The sequence below is a fragment of the Massilia sp. W12 genome, assembly GCF_037300705.1.
Classification (GTDB): Bacteria; Pseudomonadota; Gammaproteobacteria; order Burkholderiales; family Burkholderiaceae_D; genus JACPVY01.
Map to the genome: position 1 here is coordinate 828801 of NZ_CP147776.1, position 25500 is coordinate 854300.

The following is a 25500-nucleotide window of genomic DNA, read 5'->3' on the forward strand; positions in this document are numbered from 1 at the left end:
ACCGAAACTCCGGCTCCTACGGAAACACCGGCTCCAACGGAAACACCGGCCCCGACGGAAACGCCCGCGCCGACCGAAACACCGGCTCCGACAGAAACGCCGGCACCGACGGAAACGCCAGCGCCGACGGAAACTCCTGCACCGACGGAAACGCCAGTGCCGACGGAAACACCAGCACCGACCGAAACACCCGCGCCGACGGAAACTCCTGCACCGACGGAAACGCCAGCACCGACGGAAACGCCTGCGCCGACGGAAACACCAGCGCCGACAGAAACCCCGGCGCCGACGCAAACCCCGGCGCCGACGCAAACCCCGGCGCCGACGCAAACCCCGGCGCCGACGCAAACCCCTGCGCCGACGCAAACCCCGGCGCCGACGCAAACCCCTGCGCCGACGCAAACCCCTGCGCCGACGCAAACCCCTGCGCCGACGCAAACCCCTGCGCCGACGCAAACCCCTGCGCCGACGCAAACCCCTGCGCCGACGCAAACCCCTGCGCCGACGCAAACCCCTGCGCCGACGCAAACCCCTGCGCCAACGCAAACACCAGCGCCAACGCAAACGCCAGCACCGACGCAAACGCCAGCGCCGACGCAAACCCCTGCGCCGACGCAAACCCCTGCGCCGACGCAAACCCCTGCGCCGACGCAAACACCTGCGCCGACGCAAACACCTGCACCGACGCAAACACCTGCGCCGACGCAAACACCTGCGCCGACGCAAACCCCTGCGCCGACGGAAACGCCGGCACCGACGGAAACGCCAGCGCCGACGGAAACACCAGCGCCGACCGACACGCCAGCGCCGACGGAAACACCAGCGCCGACGGAAACACCGGCGCCGACGGAAACACCGGCGCCGACGGAAACACCGGCGCCGACGGAAACGCCTGCGCCGACGCAAACACCTGCGCCGACACAAACACCTGCGCCAACGCAAACACCAGCGCCGACGCAAACACCTGCGCCGACGGAAACGCCTGCGCCGACGCAAACCCCTGCGCCGACGCAAACCCCTGCGCCGACGCAAACCCCTGCGCCAACGCAAACCCCTGCGCCAACGCAAACACCTGTGCCGACGCAAACACCTGCGCCGACGCAAACACCTGCGCCGACGCAAACACCAGCGCCGACGCAAACACCAGCGCCGACGCAAACACCAGCGCCGACGCAAACACCTGCGCCAACGCAAACACCTGCGCCGACGCAAACCCCTGCGCCGACGCAAACCCCTGCGCCGACGCAAACACCTGCGCCGACAGAAACCCCGGCGCCGACGCAAACCCCTGCGCCGACGCAAACACCAGCGCCGACGCAAACGCCAGCACCGACGCAAACACCAGCGCCGACGCAAACGTCTGAACCAACACAAACCCCATCGGTGACCACGACGACGACACCGACGCAAACACCTGCGCCAACCCAAACCACCGGGCCGGGGAATGGCAACGGCAACGGCAACGGCAATGCGACGCAAACGCCAGCGCCAACGCAAACGCCAGCGCCAACGCAAACGCCAGCACCGACGCAAACACCTGCGCCAACCCAAACCACCGGGCCAGGGAATGGCAACGGCAACGGCAACGGCAATGCGACGCAAACACCTGCGCCAACGCAAACGCCAGCACCGACGCAAACGCCAGCGCCGACGCAAACGTCTGAACCAACACAGACCCCATCGGTGACCACGACGACGACACCGACGCAAACACCTGCGCCACCCCAAACCACCGGGCCAGGGAATGGCAACGGAAATGGCAACGGAAACGGCAACGGCAACGTGACGCAAACCCCTGCGCCGACCAGCACGCCGGCGCCGACCTTGACGCCTGCGCCGACGGAAACCCCGGCGCCGACGGTTGCGCCGGAACCCAGCGTGACTCCGGCGCCGACGGCTACACCCGCACCGACAGCGACACCGGCGCCGAGTGCGACGCCAGAACCAAGCGCCACGCCAGCGCCGAGCAGTACGCCAGAACCAAGCGCCACGCCGGCCCCGAGCAGCACGCCGGCGCCAACGGCCACTCCGGCGCCGACGCAAACCACTTCGCCTGGAAAGGATAAAGACAAGGACAACGACAAAGACAAGGACAAGGACAGCACCAGCGAACCTGCGACTACCCAAACCGCAGAGCCGGCGCAGACCAGCACGCCCGAGCCGAAACAAACTTCGACCCCCGAACCGAAGCAAACTTCGACGCCTGAGCCGAAACAAACTTCGACCCCGGAACCGGTCAAAACCGAAGCTCCGGCTGAGCCGGTTGAAATTGAGGGCACCAAAGGCAATGATGTGATCAAGGGCAGCGACGCCGATGAAAACATCTATGGCGGCAAGGGCAATGACACGATTTACGGCGGCGCCGGCGATGATCAGCTGTACGGCGAAGCCGGGAATGACTTGTTTGTCTTTGGCGAGCTGGATGGCCATACCTGGGTCGATGGCGGCGGCAGCGGCAAATGGACGGATGTGATTGAAGTCGATTTCGGCGGCGGGCCGGGCGCTTCCACTGCGCATGGCGGCTGGACGCTGGAAATCGATGGCAAGCAAGTCACCAGCGGCAGCGAACACGGCAGCATTGATATCGGCGATGGCAAGCACGCGGTGATCCGCACCGAAGATGGCGTGATTGACATCGACAATATCGATAAACTGCAATGGTAGGCGCGCTAGTTCTCGCAAAGCGGGACGGATGGGCAGCGCAAGGACGCCGCAAGCGCCTTGCGCTGTTCATGGCATGTGTCAAGTTTGCCACTTTGGCGCAGGCCAAAACCCAAGTAAGATAGGGGTCTGCGCCTCACCCGGGAAAAATATGAGCACAGCCCCAGACGCTAGCGAAACTGACGCCGTACAATCCGGGCGGATTTTTGTCGCCATCGCCGCCTATCGCGATCCTGATTGCCGCAACACCGTGCGTGACTTACTGCAAAAAGCCGCCCACCCGTCTCGCGTGACGATAGGCGTATGCCTGCAAATCGCGCCGGAAGATGAGGATTGCCGGCTTGACGCGGAACAGGCCGAATTCGGCGCCCGCCTGCAAATCTTGTCACTGCATGCGGAACAAAGCCGTGGCGCCTGCTGGGCCAGAAACCAGGTGCAAAGCCTGTATGACGGCCAGGACTATTATCTGCAAGTCGATTCGCACATGCGCTTTGTCCCCGAGTGGGATAGCAAAATGATCGCCATGCTGCACGCTTGCGCATCCGCCAAACCGATTCTCAGCACCTACCCGCTGGCCTTTACCCCGCCCGCCGAGTTCGCCGAAGAAGGTATTGTGCATATCCACCCAAAAGGCTTTAGCGAAGATGGGATTTTGGCGCAGCGCTCCACCCTTTCCAGCCTGCGCCACGCGGCCGACCAGCCGCAAGCCGCCTGGCTCATCGGCGCCGGTTTGATTTTCACCAAAGGCGAGTGGGCGCGCGAAGTGCCGTATGACCCCTATCTGTATTTTGAAGGCGAGGAAATCAGCCTCGCGGTGCGTTCCTACACCCATGGCTGGGATGTCTTCACCCCGAATGCGGCGCTGGCCTGGCACGATTACGGCAAACGGCCCGAGCGCGCACGCCATTGGAAAGATCAGGCCGACTGGAGCGAAATGAACCGCCGCTCCTTCGCCCGCATCGCCCACATGCTGCAATTCAAAACCTGCAACAACCCCGACTACTTGCTCGAATCAGCGCGCTATGGACTGGGACAGGAACGCAGCCTGGCCCAATTTGAAGCCGGCAGCGGCATCGACTTTTGCGCCAGACTGTATCAAGGCCAGCCTTTGCCGCTCTCCGAGTTAGCGGCTGATACCGAGCAGCAGGCGCGCGAGCGGCGCGAAACCTTCACCACGATCTGGGTGAATAACGCCTGGCGCTGCCCGGAAACCCGCTCCGGCAATGGCTCCAGCCTGGCGGAAACAGTGGGTTTGCGCCAATGGCTGCCGGAAATTTTAAAATTTCTCAATTGCCAGGTGCTGGCTGATATGGGCTGCGGCGATTTGAACTGGATGCAGGAAATCATCCCGCAACTGCGCTTTTATTTCGCCTACGACATCGTGCCCGGCCTGATCGGCGATTTGCGCCACCGTTTTGTCAGCCACAATAATTGTTTTTTCAGCGAATGGGACTTGGTCTTGCAAACCCCGCCGCAAGTCGATGTGATTTTATGCCGCGATGTGCTGACCCATTTGCCGCTGGATGCCGCCCTGATGGCGCTGCGCCGCTTTCGCGCATCCGGCGCACCGTACTTCATGGCCACCACGCATAACCGGGGCCGCAACCGCTGGGTGGCCAGCGGCTCCTGGTATGCGATGGATTTATCCGCGCCGCCTTTCAATTTGCCGCCGCCGCGCTTGCAATTGCAAGAAGGCGGCAGCAAATTGCTCGGCGTATGGGCCGGCAGCGATCTGCCGGAAGCGCCATGAGATTAGGCCGCGCCGTGCATTGGGAAACGGTGGTGCTGCCAGCGTGGCGGCGCGCCGCCTGCAGCAGCGAAGATGCAAATGCCGACGTGTGGCGCCACCTGCCGCCGGATTGCTGCTGGCTGCAAGGCGAAATTGAGACGCCCGATATTGAAAAAATGTTCATCATCGGCTCCCAGGATTGGTTTGATGTGTTTGGCGCTTATCAATTGGGACATATCGCACAGCGCATTCAGGCTGACCGCGCGGCCCAGGCCCCGGACGATATCTGGCAACATCACAGCCATGTGCAATATCTGTATGACAGCTATTGCCGCCAAAGCAGACCGGCGCAACCCTTGATGCTGGCGGCGGCGGATGCGCGCGGGCCGTTTGTGCTGCTCGATGGCAACCACCGTGCGCTGGCCCTGTATCTGTTGCGTCAATTGGTGGGACAGCCCTGTTTTGTGGCCCTGCATGCGAGTATGGAACAGGATTTTTTATGGATGCGGCGCGCATTGAGCGCCCTGTCATAACCCTTTTGCCTGGAGGCGATATGCGCAAGCGCAGATGGTGCGCGCTGGTTTGCGGCTTGTGTTTGCTGTTTGCGCGCGGCCTGGCGCAAGCGCAAGCCCTGTCTGCTGAATTCAGGCTGGAACTGGAAATTCTGGTGCATTTTTTTCAGCCGGGGCCAGCCAGTTTCGAGGCGCAGAAAAAGCAATATCTGGCAGCGCTGGAAAAAAACCAATTACCATCGCGCAGCCTGGCTTGCGTGAATAACCGCATGACGCGCGCTTGGCAGCGCGAAACCATGTTGCGCGAATTCACACCGCACGCCGGCAATCTGGATCAGGCGCGCCGCTTGAATCTGATGCTGGCGCTGCCGGCGATGCGCAAAGCATACGCCAATCTGTCCCCCGCACAGCAGGCCCAAGACAATCCCCTGCAGCCGATCAGCGGCGGAAAAAGCAGTTTCACGGAAGAAGAATTGGCGCAACTGGTGCTGTTTTCCGATACCCCGGAATGGCAGATTTTTTTGCGTCTGGGCAGTATGGTCAAGGGCGGGGAATTTTTATTGGATGCCTCGCTGGCCTTGCTGAATCAATGTATGAGCAGCGAGCAAAAATAAACGGCGCCACGCGTCATCGCAACAGCAGGAGGTAATATGCAGACATTTTTCAGCTTGCGCGGCATGTGCGCCGGGATGCTCTTGGCCAGTGCTGCAGTATGGGCGCCATTGGCGCAAGCAGCGAAACTCGAAACCGAATTGCAGCGCTTTATCCAACTCTACCGGCCAGGCGAAATGGCCAGTCATATGGTGGCGCAAGTCGTCAAGGCGGGGCATCAACGGGGCGAAATCAGCGCTGCGCGCAAAGACTGCCTGCTCGAAAAATTGAACCCCGGCCTGATGAATCAAGCGGCCCTGATTGTGGCGCGTGAGCGCTTTGGCAATCTGGCGCGTTTGCAGCGCATCAATGAATTCCTCGAATCGTCCACCGGACGCAAAATGATCGATCTGACCAGCCAGCAATTCAGCACGCCGGGGGCGCAGGATTTTTCCAAAGAATATGACGCCGGCAATGTCATGCGGCAAATGAGCGCAAAGGAGCTGGAGGAAATCGGGGCCTTTGAAAAACTGCCGGAATATGCCGATTTCAGCAACTATGTGAACCATGGCTTGCAGCAGATCAACCAAAATCCGCAAGTGCAGGCACTGATCAGAGACGCGCTGAAAAATTGCCAGCCCTGATAGCGCGTCTGCCTGTCATCTCAGCATGGATCGCCGCTGTCACTTGGCTCTACCGCCAGCAACATGTACCCGCGCGCCATGCCGCTTTGGCTGTCTGCGTATTGCATGGCTTGCCACAAGTCGCTCAGCGCGACCCAATGCGGCGGATATTTGAAGCGCGCCACATCCAGCAGCAAAACCAGATCGCGCCCGGCGTGGTAGCCGCCGATGGGGGAAAAATGGCCATCGCCGGTTTGTCCCAAGGCCGCGCGCGAATACGCCGCCAGCAGTGCGCGCCCCGGCAACTCATCTGCGCCGCAGGGACTGCCATCCGGTCTGGCCCCGTGACAGACCTGTTGCACCAATTGGCGGAATTGCTGCAGCCCCGCGCCGCTGGCGTCAGCATGGACGCATTCCGCCGCCAAGCCATTGCAGCGCGCCATGCCGGCCAGACCATGCAGCGAGATACCGTCTTTTTCTATCGCCTGCAATTGCTGGCAGCAATCGGCGATTTCCTCGCTATACCAACGCCATACGCCTTTCCATAAGCGTTTCGGATCGACTTGCAGCGCGTTTAACACCATCACCAGGCTGCTGATGCCGCAATAGCTGGGTTCGGCCTGGGTGTGAAATTGCTCAATCAAGGGGAAAAAATTGCGCATGCCGCCAGCCAGCAGCGCTTCTTGAAACAGCGTGCGGCCGCTGTCGGAGGAAAATGAAATTTGTTGCGCCGGCAGGGCGCGTTTGTAAAAACCGCTTTCGGTCTGGGTGTGGGGTTTGGCTTTGCAAATCATGCTGGTTTCCTGTTGTATCCGCCGTCACAGCCGGCTTGCAGCGCGCGTCAAAACGCGTGCGGCAAGTCACGTCAGAATCCTGCTTGCAAGTGCGGCAAGGGCTTCTTATACTGTATAAAAATACAGTATCACCGCAGCGCAAGCCTGTTGTCTGGCATTGTAGCAGCGGCCTGTTTCAAGCAAAGCGAGAACGCCATGTCTGATCTCTTATCCGCCCGGCCCGCGTCAGCGGCCACACTGCAACAAGATGCGCAAACGCTGCGCGACTTCCCTTGTGAATTGCCAATGCCGGCGCATCGCATCCGCGCCGGGTTTCCTTCGCCGGCGCAGGATGAATCATGCGGCGAATTGGATTTGAACAGTTTTTTAGTGCGCAATCCGGCCGCCAGCTTTGTGTTTGAGGTGCGCGGCGATTCCATGCAGGGGGCCGGGATATTGGAGGGCGACCGGATTATTGTTGATCGCTCGCGCCAGGCGCAGCAGGGCGATATCGTGGTGGCGGCGGTGGAAGGCGAATTTACCGTCAAACGCTTGTTCATGCGCCGCAATCAGCTCGAATTGCACCCCGAAAACCCGGCCTATCCAGTGCTCAAACTGGATGCCGACAGCGATTGTCTGGTGTGGGGCGTGGTGGTCGGCGTGGTGCGCCGGGTGGGCGGCAGGAGTGTGCTGTGAGCGCGCTGTCTGCACCGCAAGCCTTAGCGGCGCCGGAGCGCGCACTCGCGCCGCCGGGGGCGTGCGCGCAGAGCGATAGCGAGGCCGCCGGCCTGATTGTCTTGCCGCGCTTTGCCCTGGTGGATGTGAATAATTTTTATGTTTCCTGTGAGCGTGTGTTTCAACCTGCTTTGGAAAAACAGCCGGTGGTGGTGCTCTCCAATAATGACGGCTGCATTATTTCGCGCAGCAATGAAGCCAAGGCGCTCGGCATCAAGATGGGCGCGCCCTGGTTTGAAATGCGCGAATTGGCCAAGCGCCACGGGGTGCGCGTGTTTTCTTCCAATTACGCCTTGTACGCCAATATGAGCCAGCGCGTGGTTGATGTGTTGCGCAGCTTCACTCCCGATATTGAGGTGTACAGCATTGACGAATCTTTTTTACGGATTGAGCGGGTGGCGGCGGCGCAGGCTGATGCTGTCGGCTTTGCGCAGGAAATACGGCAGCGCATCCGCAACTGGACCGGCTTGCCGGTCTGCGTTGGCATCGGCCCCAGTAAAACCCTGGCCAAATTCGCCAACCACATCGCCAAAACCCGGCCCGGGTTTGAAGGCGTGTGCGACTTGCACAGCCTGCCCAAGGCGCAGCGCCTGCAACTGATGTGGCAAACCGATGTCGGCGAGATATGGGGCGTGGGCCGCAAATTGCAGCGCCGTCTGCGCCAGCTGGGCATTGAAAGCGTGCTGGATTTGCGCAATGCCGAGCCGGAATACATCCGCCAGCAATTCGGCGTCGTGTTAGAACGCAGTTGCTGCGAGCTGCGCGGCCTGTCCTGCCTGAATCTTGAGCAAATGGATGAGCCTAAACAGCAAATTCTGTGCTCACGCTCCTTTGGCGAACCGGTTTTCACGCTGGATGAATTGCGTGAAGCGATTGCCAGCCATGTCGCCAGCGCCGCCGTGCGCCTGCGCCGGCAACACTCGCTGGCGGGCGTGTTGACCCCGTTTATCGAGGGCAACCGCTTCAAGCCCGATTACTACAGCAATGCCCTGACCTTGGCTTTACCGCTTGCGCTGGACGATACTTTGCAGCTCACGCAATACGCTTTGCGCGCGCTGGATAAAATCTACCGGCCTGGCTGCCGCTATCAGCGCGCCGGCGTGCTCTTGAGCGCCTTGTGCCCGCGCGCGCAGCGGCAGTCTGATTTATTTGAAGATGGCGCCGCCTTGCAAAAATCGGCGCGTTTGATGACGGTATTAGACCGTATCAACCAGGAACATGGACGCAACACTGTGCAGGCTGCCGCCGCCGGCATCGGTCAGCGCTGGGGCATGCGCGCCGAGTGGCGCAGCCCGCGCTACACCAGCGATTGGAATGAATTGCCGCGCACCGTCAGCCACCCCGGCCAGGCCGCGCCGGCCAGCGCGGCTTGAGTTTTCGCGCGTTTTGCATCTGCGCCTGCAATCGCGGCGCATGGCAATGTCCGGGGGCGTCTGCGCCTGCCAGTTGCGGCAAGCCTGTGGCGTGGAAAGTGCGTGCAGGCAGCGTGATCAGCCGGGTTTACAAACCGCGTTCCAGGCGGCTGATTGCATCGCGGTAAGCGGCTTTGAGCCGATATACTTGCGCCGGCCGATGTGCGCCAGTGGCTTCTTGTACCCCGGGGACTTCTTCCAACATATCCATTTCCTGTATTTTGCGGCGGAAGCTGACTTTGTTAAGCGGTTCGCCCAGCAGGCTTTCATAGATTTTTTGCAGCTTGGGCAGGGTGAATTGTTCCCCGGCGAAGTGACAGGGCAGTGAGGAATACTGGCTTTTCAAGCGCACCCGCTCACGCGCGGCGGCGATGATGTGGGCATGATCAAACGGCAGCGCCGGCAGATGGTTGACATCGATTAAGCGCACAGCGCCGGATTTTGGGCCGCCCAAGCCGCCAGCCTGCAGCGTGTGCAAGGGGGCTAAGGCGGTGTATGCCACTGAAACCGACCAGCCGCGCGGATCGCGCGCCGGGCCGGAAAAGGTGGCAAGTTGTTCGAGATAAGGCGGGATGATGCCGGTTTTTTCCCGCAGCACGCGCAGGGCGGCGTCTTGGGTGTCGGCATCCTGTTCGGTGTGCACATAGCCGCCAGGCAAGGCGAGCTGGCCGGCATAGGGTTTCCGCTCGCGCAGCAGCAGGGCGGCATGCAAGCTGTCCTGCTGCAAGGTCAGCAGCACCACATCAACGGTGCAGATGACGGAAGGAATAGGGTCCATTGGCGCCTCGCATTGATCAGATGAATGCAGTATGCCATGGATAGTTTAAAAATAAAACTAAGTGTAAAGATCAGGATTGCAGCAGGCGCTTGCGGGCGCGACTTTCATCGCGAACAAGGCCGGGGCGCACACAAGCGCTGATTCGGGGCTAAGGGCTTCAATCCCCTGCCACAAATCAAGCGACGGCTGGTGGCGGCGCCAATGTCGGCAGGTGGCATGCTGCAGCGCTATTCCCGGTGGGCAGGAACGACTTCAGTCGCGAATCAGGCATGGCATTGGCCTTGTGCTATTCGCGGCTGAAGCCTCGCCTGCCAGCATGCAATCACATGTTCGCCGCGCTGCCGGAGTGCTGCCCACAGTCTGGCGAAGTCCCACTGTCCACCATTAACTAAGCGCATACCACTTGCACACTGCTGCGTCCCCCCGCACCTTTTTGCACCACGATCTTGGTCGCGATTTGCTCTGTCATTTCCTGCACATGCGAAATCACGCCGACTTTACGCCCCAACGCTTGCAAATTGTCGAGCGCGGCCATGGCCATTTGCAGGGTTTTGCCGTCCAGGCTGCCAAAACCTTCGTCGATAAACAGCGATTCGACATTGACCCGGTTGGCTGAGAGCGAGGCCAAAGCCAGCGCCAGCGCCAGCGAAACCAGGAAGCTTTCCCCGCCAGAGAGCGAATGCAGGGAACGTTTTTCTTCGCCCATTTCCAAATCCAGCACCAGCGGCGTCAAGCTGCCCGGAATGCGCTCCAGCCGATAACGCCGGCCCAGTTGCTGTAAGTGCAGATTGGCATGCTGCAGCAAAACATCGAGCGTGAATTGCTGGGCGTAGTTGCGGAATTTTTTGCCATCAGAAGAGCCGATCAAGTCCGCCAATGCGGCCCATTTTTGCGCAGTCTGCTGGCGCGCCCCGATTTGCTGTTGAAGCTCCGCCGCCGCCGCCTGTTTTTCATTGTCCGCTTCCAATTTGGCCTGCATGCGCGCGGCCAGTTGCTGTTGCGCGCGCTGCTGCCTTTGCAAGCTGCTGTACGCCTGTTGCAAATGCTGACAACGCTCGCCCGCAGCAGCCAGCAAGGCGCCGGCATCGATTGCCGCATCCGCCGGCGGCCAGCTGGGCGGAGTGCGCCAGGCCGGGGCTTCCGTGACGACCGGCAATAAGCCCTGGCCTTCCTCGGTGCTGGCTTCTGCCGGCAGGGCGCTCAGATCATTAATCCGGCTGCTGGCCGACAGCCATTGTTTGTCGCGCTGGGTGCGCCGTTCGCGCAAGACGGTGGCGGCGTCTTTTTCGCGTTCATCCAAGGCGCGCAATTCATCCGCACGCTGTTGCAGCCATTGCGCGTCATGCGCCAATTGGCGTTGCAATTGACGCAAATCCAGCACGTCTTCTTTTTCCTCGCGCCAGCGGGCCAGCCATTCCGATAAGGCTTCCTGCGCTTCTTGATGCGCCTCGGCGCTGACTTGCAATTGCTTGTCAATCTGCGCTGCTGTCGCCAGCGCTTGCGCCGCCAGCAGCGCAGCTTGTTGCGCTTCTTCCTGTGCTTGCGCGGTTTGTTGCTTGCTTGCCTCCAGACTGTGTTGCAATGCGGTTTGCCAATCCTGCCATGGCCGTTGCGGCGACAGGGTTTGCAGCGCTTGTTGCAATTCCTGCGCCGCTTGCTGGCTGGCGCGCCATTGTTGGCTGGCTTGTTGCGCGCTTTGCGTTTGCTCGGCCAGACGCAAGGCCAGGGCATGACTTTGCTCCAGGGTGCGTTCCTGCGCCTGTTGCAAGGTGCGCGCCTGCTCTTGCCGTTGCCGCCACGCTTGCACCAGGTCGGCGCAGCGCGCCAAATGCAGACCGCCATCTTCTGTGCACAGGGCCGGCAGGCTGGGGCGCAAGGCTTGCGTCAACGGGGCCAGCGCGGCGCGGCTGGCTTGCCAGGCGTTGGCGGCGGCTTGCGCCTGTTGCAAGACATGCGCGGCTTCCTGTTGCGCCGCTTCCTGCCGGCGCATGGCTTGCTGCAATGCGCTGCGCTGCGCTTGCAAAAGCAGGCTGGCTTGTTCGAGCGCTTGATTGTGTCCCTGTAATTGTTCCTGCTCTTCCTGCCAGGCCTGTTCCTGTTGTTGCGCTTCATGCAGCGCGCGTTTGCTGTGTTCGGCGCGCTGTTGCAGCCAATGCGGCAGGGCTTGCGGATCGGCCGCATGTTCGCAGGCGTCCAGCGCTTGTTGCGCCAGTGCGCAATCGCGCAACAGCAGATCCCAGGCGGCGCGGGTTTCCTGCGCGGCGCGCGCCAGTTCTTGCGCCTGTTCTTGCAAGTCTTGCAGCTGGAGTTGCTTTTCCTGCCGTACCGCTGTTTGCTGCACCACTTGGTCATGGCTGTTTTGCCAGGCTTGGCGATATTGCTCTGTTGCTTCACGCAAGGCGGTCAAGCCGGCTTCGGCGGGGCTGGGCGGCGGCGCTTTTTTGCGATAAGGGTGCTGTTTGCCGCCACACACCGGGCAAGGTTCGCCTTCACGCAATTCGGCGCGCAATGTTGCCGCGCTGATGCTGTGCTGCGCCAGCTCATACATTTCCTGTGCCTGGCGCCAGCGCAGCTGTTGCTCGTGCTCCTGCTGTTGCAGCGCCACGCCTTCCTGTTCCAGCTGGCGGCATTCTTGCAGCAAGCTTTGCACGCGCTGTTGCGCCTCTTCTTCTTGCAAACCGGCCTGACGTTGTGCGCTCCAGCTTTGTTCAATCTCTTGAATTTGCGTAAGCTCTTGCCGCCAATTGTGGATTTGCGCTTGCAGCGCTTGCCAGGCTTGCGGTTTTAAGCGGGCCTGGCTTTGATCGCGTTGCTGTTTGCTGGCGCTATGCCGGGCCTCGGCATCGTTGCAAGCTTGTTGCAGGGTTTGAATGCTGGCCCCGGCTTCTGCCAGTGCTTGCGCGCAGTCTTGCTGTTTGCGCACAAAATCCGCCTGCTGCGCCTGTTCTTCCTCAAAGCGGCGCACCAGGCTTTGCTGTTGCTCCCAGCTGTGCGCCAGCTGTTCCAGCGCGGCATGCGCCTGCAGCCAGTCTTGCAATGCTTTGGCCTGGGTGTTTTGCTGCGCCGCTTCCTGTTCCAGGGCTTGCGCCTGCTGTTGCAGGACTTGCAAGGCCTGTTGCCGGCTGTGTTGCGCCTGTTCTTCTTGCGCCAGATTGTCTTGCAGGGCGTCGAGCCGGCTTTGCAGCGCGCGCGCCTGCTCCAAGGCGGGCGCGGCGGCTTGTGTTTCGGCTTCGGCCTGCTTGAGCGCGTTTTGCGCTTGCGCCAGGGTTTGTTGCATCTGTTCTTGCGCCGCTTGTGCTTTTTGGCTGTGCAATGCTTGTTGCTGCGCTTGCTGGCGCAGGGTGTGCAATTCCTGTTCGCAGGCTTGCACTTGCTGCAGCAAAGGGCGCGCGCTTTGCATGGATTGGGTCAACTCCCATTCCTGGCGCACAGTCTGCGCCGCATCCTGCGCTGCTTGCGCCGCCTGTAATTCGTGTTGCGCGCTGTGGCAGGCTTGTTCCAGTTCGCGCCAGTCTTGCAGGGCGCGCCATTCGGTTTGCACATTGCGTTCCAGCACAGACAGGGCTTGCGCTTGCGCCAGCGCCGCTTGCTGCGCGTTGTCCCAGGCTTGGCGTTCGGCGGCGCTGGCCGGTAATTGGCCTTGCAAACCGCTGCGCAGGATGTGCAGCTGCTCTTGCTCTTGTTTATGACGCTCCCAGGCCCGTTTCGACAGGGTGGAGTAGAGCGGGTTGCCGGCCAAAATTTCCAGTAATTCGCCGCGCTCGGCGTCATCCGCTTTTAAAAATGCGGCGAATTCGTTTTGCGCCAGCAGCACGGCGCGCGTGAATTGCTCAAAATTCAGCCCCAGGCGCTGCACGATTTCGGCTTTGACTTCTGACAGCTTGCCGGCAAAAAGCTGGCCGCCGGCGTCGGCGCTTGGGCTGAATTCCTGCAGCGTCATCTCGACTTTTTGCAAAGCGCCGCGCGCCTGATTGCGCGCGCGCCGCACCGCCCAGCGTGCGCGCCAGGCGCGTCCGTCGCTGCCGATGAATTCCACTTGCGCATAGCCTTCGCTGGCGCCGCGCCGCAAGAGATTGCGCGTATCCTGCTGGGTTAAGCTGGATTCGCCCACATCCGGCAGCGCGGTGCGGTTGGCTTTGGCTAAGCGCGGCGTGTTGTCAAACAGCGCTAAGCAGAGCGCGTCAAGCAGGGTGGATTTGCCGGCGCCGGTCGGGCCGCATATGGCAAACAAGCCGCATGCAGCCAGCGGCCCTTGGGTGAAATCTATACAAAATTCCTGCGCCAGCGAGGCCAGATTTTTGCCGCTCACAGTCAGGATTTTCATGCATCCTCCATCAGCATCAATTCTGCGAATAATTGCTGGATATCAGGCGGCGGCGCGCTGCCGTATTTTTCCTGGTGCAAATGGGCGAAAATCGCCGCCGGTTGCAGGCGCTGCACCTCGTCCATGCTGTGATGTGTTTGCACTGGCGCCGCCGCATCCGCTTCCTGCCGGGCATACGCGGTTTCGTAGCCGGCCATGCGCACCGCCTTGCCTTCCAGCGCCTGCTCCAGTCTGATGCGGATATCCGCTTGCGGCCCTTCGATCAAAATATACGGGCGCACCAGCGCTTGCTGTTCAAACGGAACAGGCGGGGCCTCCAGCGCACGCAGCGCTTGCAACACCTCGTCCAGCGGCGCGGGACGCGCCGGCACCCGCAACACCGGCACGCTGCGCGGCACATACAGGCTTTCCACGCTGCGCAAACGCGCGCCGTCCAGCTCCACCAGCAAGACCTGGTGTTTGTAATCGGTTTCGGCAAATGAGAGTGGCAGCGGGCTGCCGCTGTAACGGATATGGTTTTGTCCGCCGACTTGCTGGGCGCGGTGTAAATGGCCCAGTGCGACATAGGCCACGTCGGCCTCAAACATGGCGGCGGACAGCGCTTCGCTGCCGCCGATCACCAGCGGGCGTTCGGAGTCTTCTGACACCTGGCCGCCTTGCATATGACAATGCCCCATCGCCAGCAATGCCGCGCCGGGCGGCAGTTGCGCGCGCGCATGCGCTTGCAAAGCCTGATACAGCTGCGCCACGGCCTGCGCATATGGCAGATGCTCGCCGCGCGCCAAATCGCCCGGGCGCAGAAAGGGCACAGCCAGCACTTGCGCGCCGATGCCGCCGTCTGCGCGCAACAGCGGCGCGCATAATGAATTGAGATCCGGCTCGCCGCGCGCATCGCGCCCCGGCTGGCCGATAATGCGCACCCCCAGCGCGTCTAACAGCGGGCCGGGCGCTTCCAGCCGTCCGGCGGAATCGTGGTTGCCGGCGATGATGATGGTTTGTAAAGCAGGTGCGATGCTGCGCGCCTGGCGCAGAAATTGGTAAAACTGGCGCTGGCTGGCGGCGGATGGATTGGCGTTGTCAAACACATCGCCGGCGATCAGCAGCGCATCGATTTGATATTGCCGCAGGCTTGCGCACAACCAGTCCAGAAAAGCCTGGTGCTCGGCGCTGCGCTCGAATTCGTGCAGACTCTGGCCTAAGTGCCAGTCAGATGTGTGCAACAGACGCATGGTGGCTCCGCAATCGGGAAGGAATTCCTGCATTGTAACAAAATGCTGTATGAAAATACAGTTGTCTGCACAATTTGCGGCATGCCGGCTTGCTGCCCCGGCATGCCGCAGCAAGCCCGCCTTTGCGCTTATGCGATAAAGCTGCAGGCGATGTGCGCGCTGTTGCCGGTTTGCACGCCGATGCGCCAGCCGTTTTGCTCTGGCGCCACATTCAGCAATAAAAAGCCCTGGTAATCCTGCTCGCTCCACAGTATTTCGCTGCTGAATTCCAGTCCGTCCGGCAAGCGGCGCTGGCTGTGTGCTTGCATATCGCTCACTTTGGCGTTGATGAAGTGATAAGGCGCAAAGCAGGGTGAGGCCACCACGCTGTGCGCCAGGATGCTGCGCACGCCATCGCTAAACGCTAATTGGCAGACAAAGTGGGCGTGCAAATCGCCGCATAAAAACACCACATGGCCAATTTCATGTTCCAGCAGAAAGCGGCCCAATTGCGCCAATGAGGCCGGATAGGCTTGCCAGCCGTCGCTGCGGCTGAGATAGTCGCCGGCCTCGTCATGCGCCAGCGGGGCCAGAATGCTGGGACTGGCGATGAATTTCGGTGCGTCCGGCGCGCGCCGCTGTTGCGCCAGCAGCCAATCGCACAGGGCTTGCATTTGCACATCGCTGATTATGCGGCTGGATGGGGTTTCTTCTTTCAGGCAGGCGTGGCGCGCTTCGCGTTCCAGGCGGGTGTCGAGCATGAAAAAAGGCAGGCCGGCCAGCGCAAAGTTGTACCAGTAATGGCGCGCCCATTGTTCGCCGGGGGCCGGCGGCCAGCCATTGCGCGGGCTGTGCGCCCACTGCCAGCCGACAAAGCAGGCTTGTCCCATTTCATTCCACATGCGCAGATGCTCATTCGGCGTTTGCGGCATCGGTTCCCAGTCGTTTTGAATTTCATGATCGTCCAGCATTTGATACACCGGGGTTTGCGCCATGAAGCTGCGCGCATGCGGGCTGTTGAAGGCGTCTTGATAGCGCTCCCAGAAAATCTCCAGGCGCGCATCTTCATCCAGCACGCCGGCGCTGGCGTCCACATAAATCTGATCGCCCAGCATCAGGCAGGCGGCCGGATCAGCCCAGCCCAGACGCATGCCTTGCAATAATTCGGCGAATGGGCGGTCGGCGCGTTGCTGGTCCATCGCATTGCTGGAATAGCGGCAGGAGCCGAGCGCAAATTGCAGCGCTTGGGCGGCAGGCCCGGCCAGCGCTGCGCGCCGTGCGCTGGGGCGGATCTGCACCAGGTTGGCGGCATCCGGATCTTGCTCTAACCAGGCGCAAAACGCATAGGCCTGGGTTTCCAATTGCGGCTCTTGCGCCAGACTGTGGCTGCGCAAGTCGCACAGCTGCTGCGCTAAGCTATCGGCTTGCGGCATGCCGGGGATGCAGGCTGCTTGCGCTAAGCTGCTGAATTGCGCCTGGCTGTGATAGCGCACCGCCAGACGGATCCCGGCGCAGGCCGGATCCAGCGTCAGCTCCGGCAGCGCCAGCAAAAAGCCGGGTTCTTGCAACACTTGATGCTGGGCATAGCTGGCATGCAAGGGCTTGCCATTGGCGTCGCATTGCACGCTTTCGACGCAATCGATGCGGGCGATCTCAGGCGCGGCGCGCAGCCACAGGCGGCAGCGCAAACCGGCTGCGCCATCTGCTTGCAGACTGCCAAGCAAGGGGCCGCAGCTGGCTGCGCGCCGCCGCACAGTTGCGCCGCCGATGGGCGTTGCCGGCAGCATGCCGGCGTGCGCCGGAAACGCTGGCGCATGCTGTAAAAAGGCGACGATTTTGCCGAACACATCGCGCGCCGCATGTTTGCCCACCAGCGGATCAAGATGGCCGTAGCCGGGCAGGTTTTGCACGCTGAACAGGGTTTGCCCGAACACATGGTTCAAAGCTTGCGCTGATTGCTCGACGCCCTCGCGGCTGAAGACGTCATTGCGGTCGCCATGCATGAAGCAGGCCGGGAAGCGGTAAAACGCCAGCATATTTTCCTGCGTGACGTAGAGATTGCGGCCATATTGATCGAGCAGTTTGCCATCCAGCACGGCATGCAGAATCTGGCGGTAGGTGGTCATATTGGTTGCGCCCAACACTTCCGCCAGACGCAAACGGGTCGCCGGCGCCAGATTGTCCAGCTCAAACAGGCGGCCAAACACGGCGGCTGAGCGCAGATATACGGCGATATCGCGCCGCAGGCGCAAAGTGGGACGCAGCTTGCGCTCCTCTTGCGGCGGCAGCGGATATGTGGCCAGCAGGCGGTCCAGCAGCACTTGGCGCCAGTCGGCTTCGCTTTCATTCATACTCGAATCAAGTTCATCGATATCCATCATCCAGTCGCGCATCTGAGCCGCAAATTCACCCCGGATACGGTTGCCATGCGAGACTTTGAACACCGGCCCGACTTGCAGCATGACGGCGGCGCGGATCTTGCTTTTGCCTTGCGCCCCTTGCAGCTGGCCGGACAGCACCGCCAGATTAAACATGGCCGAGCCGATGCAATGCGCCACCACATCCAGCGCTTCGCAGCCGCAGTGCTGCAAGATGTAATCAACCGCCGCCGGGATATCCAGGCGCGCGATATCATCCAGCTTCCATTGCTGTTTGTGGCCGGGCAGGGCGATGCTGCTGCGCAATTCCAAAATCCACACATCGCGCCCGGCCTGGCACAGGCTTTGGGTTAAATTTCCATTCGCATGGTCAATGCAAAACTGTTTGCCGCAAGAGCCAAAGCCATGCAGTAACAATACCGGCGGCAGCGCTGTATCGCTTTGCGGCGGCGGGCGTCGCGCCTGATAACGCGTCAAAGGCAGGGACAGTGTGCCGTTATGCGGCTGGCGCGCATGGCGTAAGGCTTTGCAGTGGTGCTCGCTGCGCAGCAAGCCGGGCAGCTCCGGCGTTTTGCGCAGCTGATGCGCCTCCGGCGCGTAATCCGGTTTGCGCAGATTCCAGAAATGAATGCGCAGCAGGGCGCGCAAAAAGAAACCGCCCAGGCTGATCAAGTCCAGCATGGCGTAGGGGTTTTGCTCACATGCGCTGATCTGAAAAGACTTTTCACGCAATAAACGCACCCAATCCAATTTCACCAGACCGCGCGCCAGATGCGGGCGCGGCTGACCTTGGCGATGCAAGATCAGCGCCATTTCCGACAAGGAGCGCCACAGATTATTGCCGGCGCGGTATTCCACATTTTTCACCCCCACCAGCCGCCAATGTAAATCCGGCCCCAGCGCAGCGCAGATTTCCTGTCCCGCTTTCGGTTGCAAGATATAGCGCAATTGGCGCAAGCTGCCGATGTGGCTGGCTAAACGCAGCAGGGCGCGGATGCGGCGCCACAGCGGCACATGCTGTTCGCCCGCTTTGGCTTTGCGCTGCCGGCTTGACTGATAATCCGGCCACAGCCGCAAGCGCACATATTGCAGCAAGGCGCGCGTCACTTTGCGCGGATTGCGCGCCGGGCACAGATGCAGCCAATGCACTTCGCCATGCAGGGCGATGACGCCGATGCCCTCCAATTCCAGCCGCGCGTTGGCGATTGTCAGGCTGCGTTGCGGATCGCGCACAAAGGCCGGCAAATCCACATCAAACACAAAATCGACGCACAAACGCGCTTTGCAAGGATGGGCGCGCGAGGCGATCTGCAATTCGCCATCCATCACTTCTGAGAAGCGTAACTCGGTAGGTTTGATGCTTGGCGCTTGATAATCCAGCGGCCACAGCGGCAGGCTGCGCGCGGCGTGGGCGAAGCGCTCTGCCGCGCTGTTTGCAGAGCGCGCAGCATCCAGTGCGGCGGGCTGCGCGCAATCCGGGGCCGGCAATTGTCTGGCGCACCGGGTTTGCCAACCATGCTGCTGAATGCAATGCGCCGCCGCACGCTCCGCCAATGCGCTGATGGTCAAGAGCGGATTGATGCCAACCGGGGTGGGCAGGATGGCGCCATCCCAGACATATAAATCCGGCCAGGTTTCATAGCCGCCATCGCGGAACACCGCGCCATATTCATCCACCACGCCCTGTTCGCCATGTTCGCCCATGCAGCAGCCGCCCAAAGGGTGCACAGTAATATGGTGGCCGCCCGGCTTATTGCCTTCCAGCACATGCGCCAATTCAGTCGGCCAGGCGCGCCAGGCCGGATTCGCCAACAGCGTGCCGCCCAACTGCTGCACCGCCGGGGCCAGCCATGTTTCGCTGCGGCTGGCGAAATCCGGCGCGTCTTTGTAGCTGTTCGGGCTGGTTTCCGCCAGCACCTTGGGGCTGCTGACAAATTTCAAGTGGCCTTGATTTGGCGCAAAACCTTTTTGATTGCGCCGCGTTTCTTCCAGCTTGCTGTAATGCAAACTCATACTCCAGCGCAAACAATCGCGCCCCATGCCCAGATACAGCGCACTGTGTGCGATTGCTTGCGGATCCACGCTGTCCGGATCATGTTTCATATGCAGCTCAGAAGGCGCGCTGCGGCTCATGCGGTACAGCACGGCGTTGGTCGTGAGCAATTCAGCAAACAGGCGATACAGCGGCGCCGGCACGGCGCAATCCTGAATCACCAACTGATGATGCGGATGCGCGCGCCCATCCAGCATGGCGCTGATAGTCGGCCCCACTTTGCGCGCACTGTGCGCCACGCTTTGTTCGGCCCCCGGGCGCACCGTCTGGTCTTGCGCATAGCCGGCCCAGATCATGTCGCCATTGCCATTGAAATTGTGTCCCAGACGGGGCGACATGCTCATGCCCTTGTGATGCGAGCGCAGCAGAATTTCTGTGCTGCCCAGGCTGCCGGCGGCGAGCACCACGCAATGCGCCTGCAGCTTGAATTCAAGTTGGCGCGCTTGTTGATTTGGCGTATCGCTCAAGGCGAAGCAGACTTCCCAATGCTTGTCGTTGCTGCTGCGTTGCACATGGCTGACCTTGGCCCCGCAAAACATTTCCACCCCCTGACGCTTGGCCAGGGCCAGATAATTGGTGCATAAGGTGTTTTTGGCGTTGAAATTACAGCCGGTGAAACAATCGCCGCAGCCGTTACAGGCGTGCTGCACAATTCCGTGCGGGTTGACGCCTTCCTGCAAGTTCAGCGCCACTTGCACCGTTTGAAAACGGCTCGCTCCAGCGTGCGGCGGCATATATTGGCCCAGGCGTTGCAGTTGCAGAGTTTTTTGCGTGGCCGGCGCAGCGCATACGGCCAGCATCTGTTCAGCGCGCGCATACCATTGCGCAAAGTCGCCCGCCAGCGCCTCTTCCCGTAAGCTGTGCGGCCAGCTGTTGTCCTGCCACACCGCATCCGCCATGCGCTCCGCCACACCGGCATTAATCAGAGAGCCGCCGCCCAAGCCATTGCCGGACAAGACGGTCAGATCCGGGCTGATATGAATGTCATACATGCCATCCGCATTGCCCTGCACCCGTCCCTTATTGTGACGTTGCAGCCGCACTTCACGCCACAACTCAGCAAAACCGGCGGGAAATTGCCCCGGCAGAATTTCACGCCCGCGTTCCAGCAAGCCGACCCGCAAGGGCGCGCCATCACGGTTTTGCAAACCGGATAAACGCGCCGCCGCCACTGCGCCGCCGTAACCGCTGCCGATAATCAGCACATCAAAATCCACCCCATGACGCTTGCGTAATAAACGTTTGCACAGTACTTCCACTCCAGACGACAGAAATTCATGTATGGCAGGCATAGCATTCTCCTGTAGGGCCGAAAGCAATAATCTTGCTAAACGATAAATAGACGCAAACGCTATGTGCGCATATGTAACAATCATGAGCGCAAAAAAGCCCCGTTGGCGCGCACCGTGCATGGCGCCATCGTTGCTCAGTATTTCGTTATGCCGCGCCGATTGGCGCAGCGCTCAGGCTTGTTGCAGCATACGTGCGATGTGTTCGCGCAATGCTTCCGGTTCAACAGGTTTATTCATCAGTGGCAGACCGCTATCGGCAACATCGCGCAGTTTGGCCGGATCGGTTTCACCCGAAACCAGCAAAACGGCGAGACCAGGCTGACTGTTTTGCAGCAGCTGCGCCACTTGTAAGCCGCTCACCCCATCCTGCAGGCGCAAGTCGGCAATCACCATTTGTATTTGATGCTTTGCGATGATGTCCTGTGCTTCTTCCCTGGTGGCGCAACCATGGGTCTGGATGCCCCAGCTGCCCAGCAGCAGTTGCATGCCATGCCGGATCGGCGCTTCATCTTCCAGCACCAGAATGCGCCACTTGGGATTGATCAGGCGCTGGCTGTTTTCCAGCGGCGCCGCTTCAGCTGCATCTTGTCCTGTCCCGCGCCGATCGAGCGGCGCCAGCCAGGAGAAATTGGAGCCTTCATATGGTGTGGAGGTGACCGTGATGCGGCTGCGCACCAATTCGGCCAGCCGTTTCACAATCGATAAACCCAAACCCAGGCCAAGATCGCGATTGCGGCCAGGATTATCGAGCTGGTAAAACTCTTCAAAAATGCGTGACACTTCCGATTCCGGAATGCCGCGCCCGGTATCCTGCACCGAGATCCGCACCTGTTCGCCTTCGTTGCGCACCGAAACCAGGACTGCGCCGGCATCCGTGTATTTGATCGCGTTTTCAATCAGATTGCGTGCGATTTGCTGAAAAATCAGCGGGTCGGTGAAGCAGCGCAAGGGCAGCAAATCCGTGCACAGGAACAATTTCTTTTGCTGCGCCAGCGGCTGAAATTCCGCCACAATGCGCTGCAGCTCGGCTTTCACATCAAAGCTGCGCGCCTCAATTTGCACCACGCCGGCATCCAGGCGGGACACGTCAAGCAAGGCATTCAACAATGCGGACAGCGCGCGCACCGAGAGATTGATTTGTTTCGAGACTTCTTCCAGCGTGGCCGCTTCCGGTTTTTGCGCCAGCACCGCGCTGTACAGTGACAGTGCGTGCAAGGGTTGGCGCAAGTCATGGCTGGCGGCGGCCAGCACGCGGGCTTTCGCCTGTCCCGCTTCTTCGGCATGGTCGCGCGCTTCTTGCAGCGCTTGCATGGTCTGCTGCAATTCGGCATTGCGCTGCTGCAGTTCTGTATTCATTTGCGCATGTTGATAGCGCATCAGGAAGGAATCGCAAAACACCTGGTGATTATCTTTGGCGAACATATACAGCGTGACGCCAAAGAACAGGATTAAAAAACTGATCAGCGGCTGGCCGGCAAACCAGGTCCAGGCAAAAATCAAGGGGCCAAGCGCGGCCAGCATATACGCCAGCAAGACGCGCGGGGTGGCGGCGGAGGTGGCGATGCCGCCCGCGCTCAAGCCCAGCAAGACCATGGACATCATGGCGCGTTGCGCATCATCCAGCGCGCCAAAAAAACAGAGTGGCGCGAGGCCAAACGCCAGCCCATTTAAAAAGGCAAAACCGGTCAGATATTCGAGCGCGCGGCCCGCATCCGGCATGGCCGACAATCCGCGCTCTGCGGCCTGGGTTTGGCGCATATACTTGCGCGCATACAGCAGGCGCACCGCCAACGCCAGCACCACGCCGCCCAGCCATAGCAAAGCATGGCTGATTTTGACTTGTTTGTGGGTAACCATGGAAAACGCCGCCACACTGGCGGTAATGGCGATGAAAGCGGGATTTTTTTGCACTTGCAGCACCAGCATACGCGCCTGTTCGCGCAACCGCGCCGCGTCCTGCTCCGCCGCCGGCGTCTTGTCTTGCGACGTATCGCCGATGGCGTCTGGCGGCGTTAGCGAATCTGCTTGCCGCGGACTCATGCTTGCGCCTCCGACTGCCCGACCTTCCAACCTCGCCGCCCGGCCTCCACCACCGCCATGGTGCGGCTGCTGACATTCAGCGCGCGATAGATTGCCGCCAGATGGCCTTTCAAGGTGTTTTCACTGATGCCCAGTTTGCGCACAATCAATTTATTCGGCCAGCCGAGCAGCAGACAATCCATGACTTGTTGTTGGCGTTCGGTGAGTTCCAGCTTGGGCGCGTTGTGCGCCGGTTTGTCTTGATTCATAAAGGCCGGCGGCAAATAGATGCCGCCGCCCAGCACCTGTTGCAGCGCCTGCACCATGGTTTCCGGGCTTTCGCTCTTGAGCACATAGCCCATCGCCCCGGCTTCCAGCGCCTCATGCATGCGGCGCGGGTTTTCATCGCTCGACACCACCACGGTGCAAATCTCAGGCCGCATGTCTTTAATCGTGCGGATCACTTCCATGCCATTCTCGCGCACCCCGTCGCCCTTGCAGTCTTTCAACAACAGATCAACCAGACAGAGCTTGATGTCATCATGTTGCTCCAGCAAATCCGCCGCCGCCTGGCAGCTGTCGGCTTCCAGGATGGCAAGATCACGTTGCATCGCCCCCAGCAGCAAGCGCAAGCCGCCCCGGAACAAAGCATGATCATCCACCAGCAACAATTTCATGGGTCAGCTCCACATGGGTTTGTGATTTCTTGTGCTGAATTGTAAGCGGAAATGGAGGGGAGGGGAGTAGCCTGTTTGGGTGGGGAGGGTGTGCTCCGGTTGATGCTCATGGCATAGCCTTTATGTCGTGTGGTGCGGGCGTCAATCGCAATGCTATTTTTCTTTTGCGCCACATGCGGCGTGATCTTCAACTTATGCACGTCTTCAACAAACTCTTTTACCAGCCGCAACATGCATGCTTGCGCCGCACAATTGCTTTGCCATCAAACGAAAATCGCGCCTGCAGCACCACCCACCCCAACCCGCCCCCTGCAAAGCCAAGCCCCGCAGCCCCACAGTCCGCGCCCACCCCAACCCACCATTGCATTATTTGCTGTAATGCACTGTTCTCACCCGTAATTTGATGTAATGGCAATCCCTTCCTGCAAGCACTACCTTTAGGCATCGCTTGCAAACGCAAGCGAATTTCAAAGAGCGGTAGAGCTGAGACCGGGCATACAACAATCTCATTGCGGGCGCATGCCAGGCGCCCGCCGGCCCGGGGAATTCGCGCAATCACATTCATTTTGATTCTTGCATGCCGGCTGTGGCCGACGCATGAATGGCATCACTTATTCAATTTGGTATGGCCCGCATCAAGCAAGCGGCTTGCCGTTGCACGTCCCTCCTGCATGGCGCGAGGGCGCAGGGAGGCTGTTTGCTTGATGTAGGGCAAATCCGGCGCAATGCAGTGCGCGCTCCGGAATTGCCAGATGGAGGAGGGCGTGACAGCAAATCTTTTTGTTGTTTCGCAACATACCGCTGTGTCGCCAGACCCGGCTTTTTTTCATATTTGATTTGTGAGGAAGCTATGCCCATTCAGGTTCAAACCGCCACCCTGCAACCAGGCGCCACCAAGAGCTTTAACTTTTCCGACACCATCACCCAGCGCATGGTCGGCATTTCCGCCTACTCGCTCAGTTATGGCAGCAGCACTGATCATCATGTGGAAACCGTTTCTGTGTCCCTTGTGGTGAATCAATCCGGCAACACCCTGCAAGTCACTGCGCACGCCACCATGGTGGATGCGAATGGGCATAATTTGAGCGCTTCCTCGTCCTCGATCACGGTGGTGGCGGTGGCTTGGGTCGGGCTGGATGATCCGGGCTTGAAACTGGCGAACGCCAATGGCATCGGCAATGGCGGCACGAGCAGCCCGATTGTGTTGTCCAACACCAATCCCTCGATTTTGCAAGCCGCGCTGTCCGGTTTTTATCTCAGCTATGGCAGCACCGACCACCATATGGAAACCTCGGCGGCGGCGGTTGGCACCAGCTTGAATGGCAATGAAGCATCCATCACCGGGGTGGTGTATATGTATGACGAAAATGGCCACAACGCGTCCCAGGCCACGGTTGATGGCGGCATGTTCGCTAATACCGACCCGTCCCTGGGGGCGTATGTGTTGGCGACCGACAGCTTGCAAAACAAGAGCGAAACGCTGACCTTCCCGGCTGCCGTGAATAACGTGTACCCGCTCTTATCCAGCTTCAAAGTGCAATTCCAAAGCAATCATGACCATCATGTCAAAACCATGGGCGCCAGTCTGACGGTCTCGCACCAGGCCGGCAGCAATACCGCCACGGTGACCGGGGCTGCCGTGCTGAAAGACAACAGCGGCAATTCACAAGACAACAATGTCAGCAATGTGACAGGTTTCGTGATCGGTTTTTAAGACGCTGCGGTAAGCGCGGTG

At 60.4% G+C, this 25500-nt stretch carries 16 protein-coding genes and 1 pseudogene; 8 read left to right on the forward strand and 9 right to left on the reverse strand.

Translation table 11 applies throughout. The features are described from left to right. Positions 1–16: 16 nt before the first annotated feature. Entirely contained in the window at positions 17–1669 is a 1653-nt protein-coding gene (locus tag V8J88_RS03375) for a hypothetical protein (RefSeq protein WP_338847777.1), read from the reverse strand. Positions 1670–1782: 113 nt separating this feature from the next. Between V8J88_RS03375 and V8J88_RS03380 the strand changes: the two genes are divergently transcribed. The 5 genes from V8J88_RS03380 (at position 1783) to V8J88_RS03400 (ending at position 6137) form a co-directional block, all read left to right on the forward strand. Then, positions 1783–2664 carry a hypothetical protein gene (locus V8J88_RS03380; protein WP_338847778.1) on the forward strand — a complete coding sequence of 294 codons (882 nt, stop codon included), beginning with the start codon at positions 1783–1785 and terminating at the stop codon, positions 2662–2664. 148 nt (positions 2665–2812) lie between these two features. Beyond that, positions 2813–4411, forward strand: coding sequence for a GlcNAc-transferase family protein (locus V8J88_RS03385; protein ID WP_338847780.1), 1599 nt, complete (start codon positions 2813–2815; stop codon positions 4409–4411). Next, on the forward strand, positions 4408–4923 hold the full coding sequence (locus V8J88_RS03390; protein ID WP_338847782.1) for a hypothetical protein: 516 nt from the start codon (positions 4408–4410) through the stop codon (positions 4921–4923). The genes V8J88_RS03385 and V8J88_RS03390 overlap by 4 nt, the downstream gene beginning before the upstream one ends. Before the next feature lie 20 nt (positions 4924–4943). After that, entirely contained in the window at positions 4944–5516 is a 573-nt protein-coding gene (locus V8J88_RS03395) for a hypothetical protein (RefSeq protein WP_338847783.1), read from the forward strand. A 36-nt stretch (positions 5517–5552) separates the two neighbouring features. Then, the gene (locus V8J88_RS03400; protein WP_338847784.1) at positions 5553–6137 is read left to right on the forward strand and encodes a hypothetical protein; all 585 of its coding nucleotides are present in this window, start codon (positions 5553–5555) and stop codon (positions 6135–6137) included. Between the two features lie 20 nt (positions 6138–6157). Here V8J88_RS03400 and V8J88_RS03405 read toward each other — a convergent pair whose 3' ends face one another. After that, the gene (locus V8J88_RS03405) at positions 6158–6910 is read right to left on the reverse strand and encodes a phytochelatin synthase family protein (RefSeq protein WP_338847785.1); all 753 of its coding nucleotides are present in this window, start codon (positions 6908–6910) and stop codon (positions 6158–6160) included. Positions 6911–7105: 195 nt separating this feature from the next. Here V8J88_RS03405 and umuD point away from each other — a divergent pair, with 195 nt between their 5' ends. Together umuD and V8J88_RS03415 are read left to right on the forward strand one after the other, a co-directional pair. Continuing rightward, positions 7106–7585 carry a translesion error-prone DNA polymerase V autoproteolytic subunit gene (gene umuD, locus V8J88_RS03410; protein WP_338847786.1) on the forward strand — a complete coding sequence of 160 codons (480 nt, stop codon included), beginning with the start codon at positions 7106–7108 and terminating at the stop codon, positions 7583–7585. Further along, positions 7582–8997 (forward strand): Y-family DNA polymerase, encoded by a 1416-nt coding sequence (locus V8J88_RS03415; protein ID WP_338847788.1) that lies wholly within the window; start codon positions 7582–7584, stop codon positions 8995–8997. Before umuD ends, V8J88_RS03415 begins: the two co-directional genes overlap by 4 nt. Before the next feature lie 127 nt (positions 8998–9124). Here the strand turns inward: V8J88_RS03415 and V8J88_RS03420 are convergent, their stop codons facing one another. The 7 genes and pseudogenes from V8J88_RS03420 to V8J88_RS03450 all read right to left on the reverse strand — a co-directional run. Next, complete coding sequence (locus V8J88_RS03420; protein ID WP_338847789.1) at positions 9125–9814, reverse strand: NUDIX domain-containing protein; 690 nt, start codon at positions 9812–9814, stop codon at positions 9125–9127. 388 nt (positions 9815–10202) lie between these two features. Then, positions 10203–14138 carry an AAA family ATPase gene (locus V8J88_RS03425; protein ID WP_338847790.1) on the reverse strand — a complete coding sequence of 1312 codons (3936 nt, stop codon included), beginning with the start codon at positions 14136–14138 and terminating at the stop codon, positions 10203–10205. Next, the gene (gene sbcD, locus V8J88_RS03430) at positions 14135–15367 is read right to left on the reverse strand and encodes an exonuclease subunit SbcD (protein WP_338847791.1); all 1233 of its coding nucleotides are present in this window, start codon (positions 15365–15367) and stop codon (positions 14135–14137) included. Before sbcD ends, V8J88_RS03425 begins: the two co-directional genes overlap by 4 nt. A 128-nt stretch (positions 15368–15495) precedes the next feature. After that, on the reverse strand, positions 15496–21069 hold the full coding sequence (locus V8J88_RS03435) for an alpha/beta fold hydrolase (protein WP_338847792.1): 5574 nt from the start codon (positions 21067–21069) through the stop codon (positions 15496–15498). A 171-nt stretch (positions 21070–21240) separates the two neighbouring features. Then, positions 21241–23109, reverse strand: a complete 1869-nt coding sequence (locus V8J88_RS03440; protein WP_338847793.1) for an ATP-binding protein — start codon at positions 23107–23109, stop codon at positions 21241–21243. Continuing rightward, positions 23106–23765, reverse strand: coding sequence for a response regulator transcription factor (locus tag V8J88_RS03445; RefSeq protein ID WP_338847794.1), 660 nt, complete (start codon positions 23763–23765; stop codon positions 23106–23108). The genes V8J88_RS03440 and V8J88_RS03445 overlap by 4 nt, the downstream gene beginning before the upstream one ends. Positions 23766–23869: 104 nt before the next feature. Then, positions 23870–23983: pseudogene (locus V8J88_RS03450) on the reverse strand (IS5/IS1182 family transposase); the annotation flags it as partial. A 632-nt stretch (positions 23984–24615) separates the two neighbouring features. Between V8J88_RS03450 and V8J88_RS03455 the strand changes: the two are divergent. Beyond that, positions 24616–25479, forward strand: coding sequence for a hypothetical protein (locus V8J88_RS03455; RefSeq protein WP_338847795.1), 864 nt, complete (start codon positions 24616–24618; stop codon positions 25477–25479). Positions 25480–25500 lie beyond the last annotated feature (21 nt).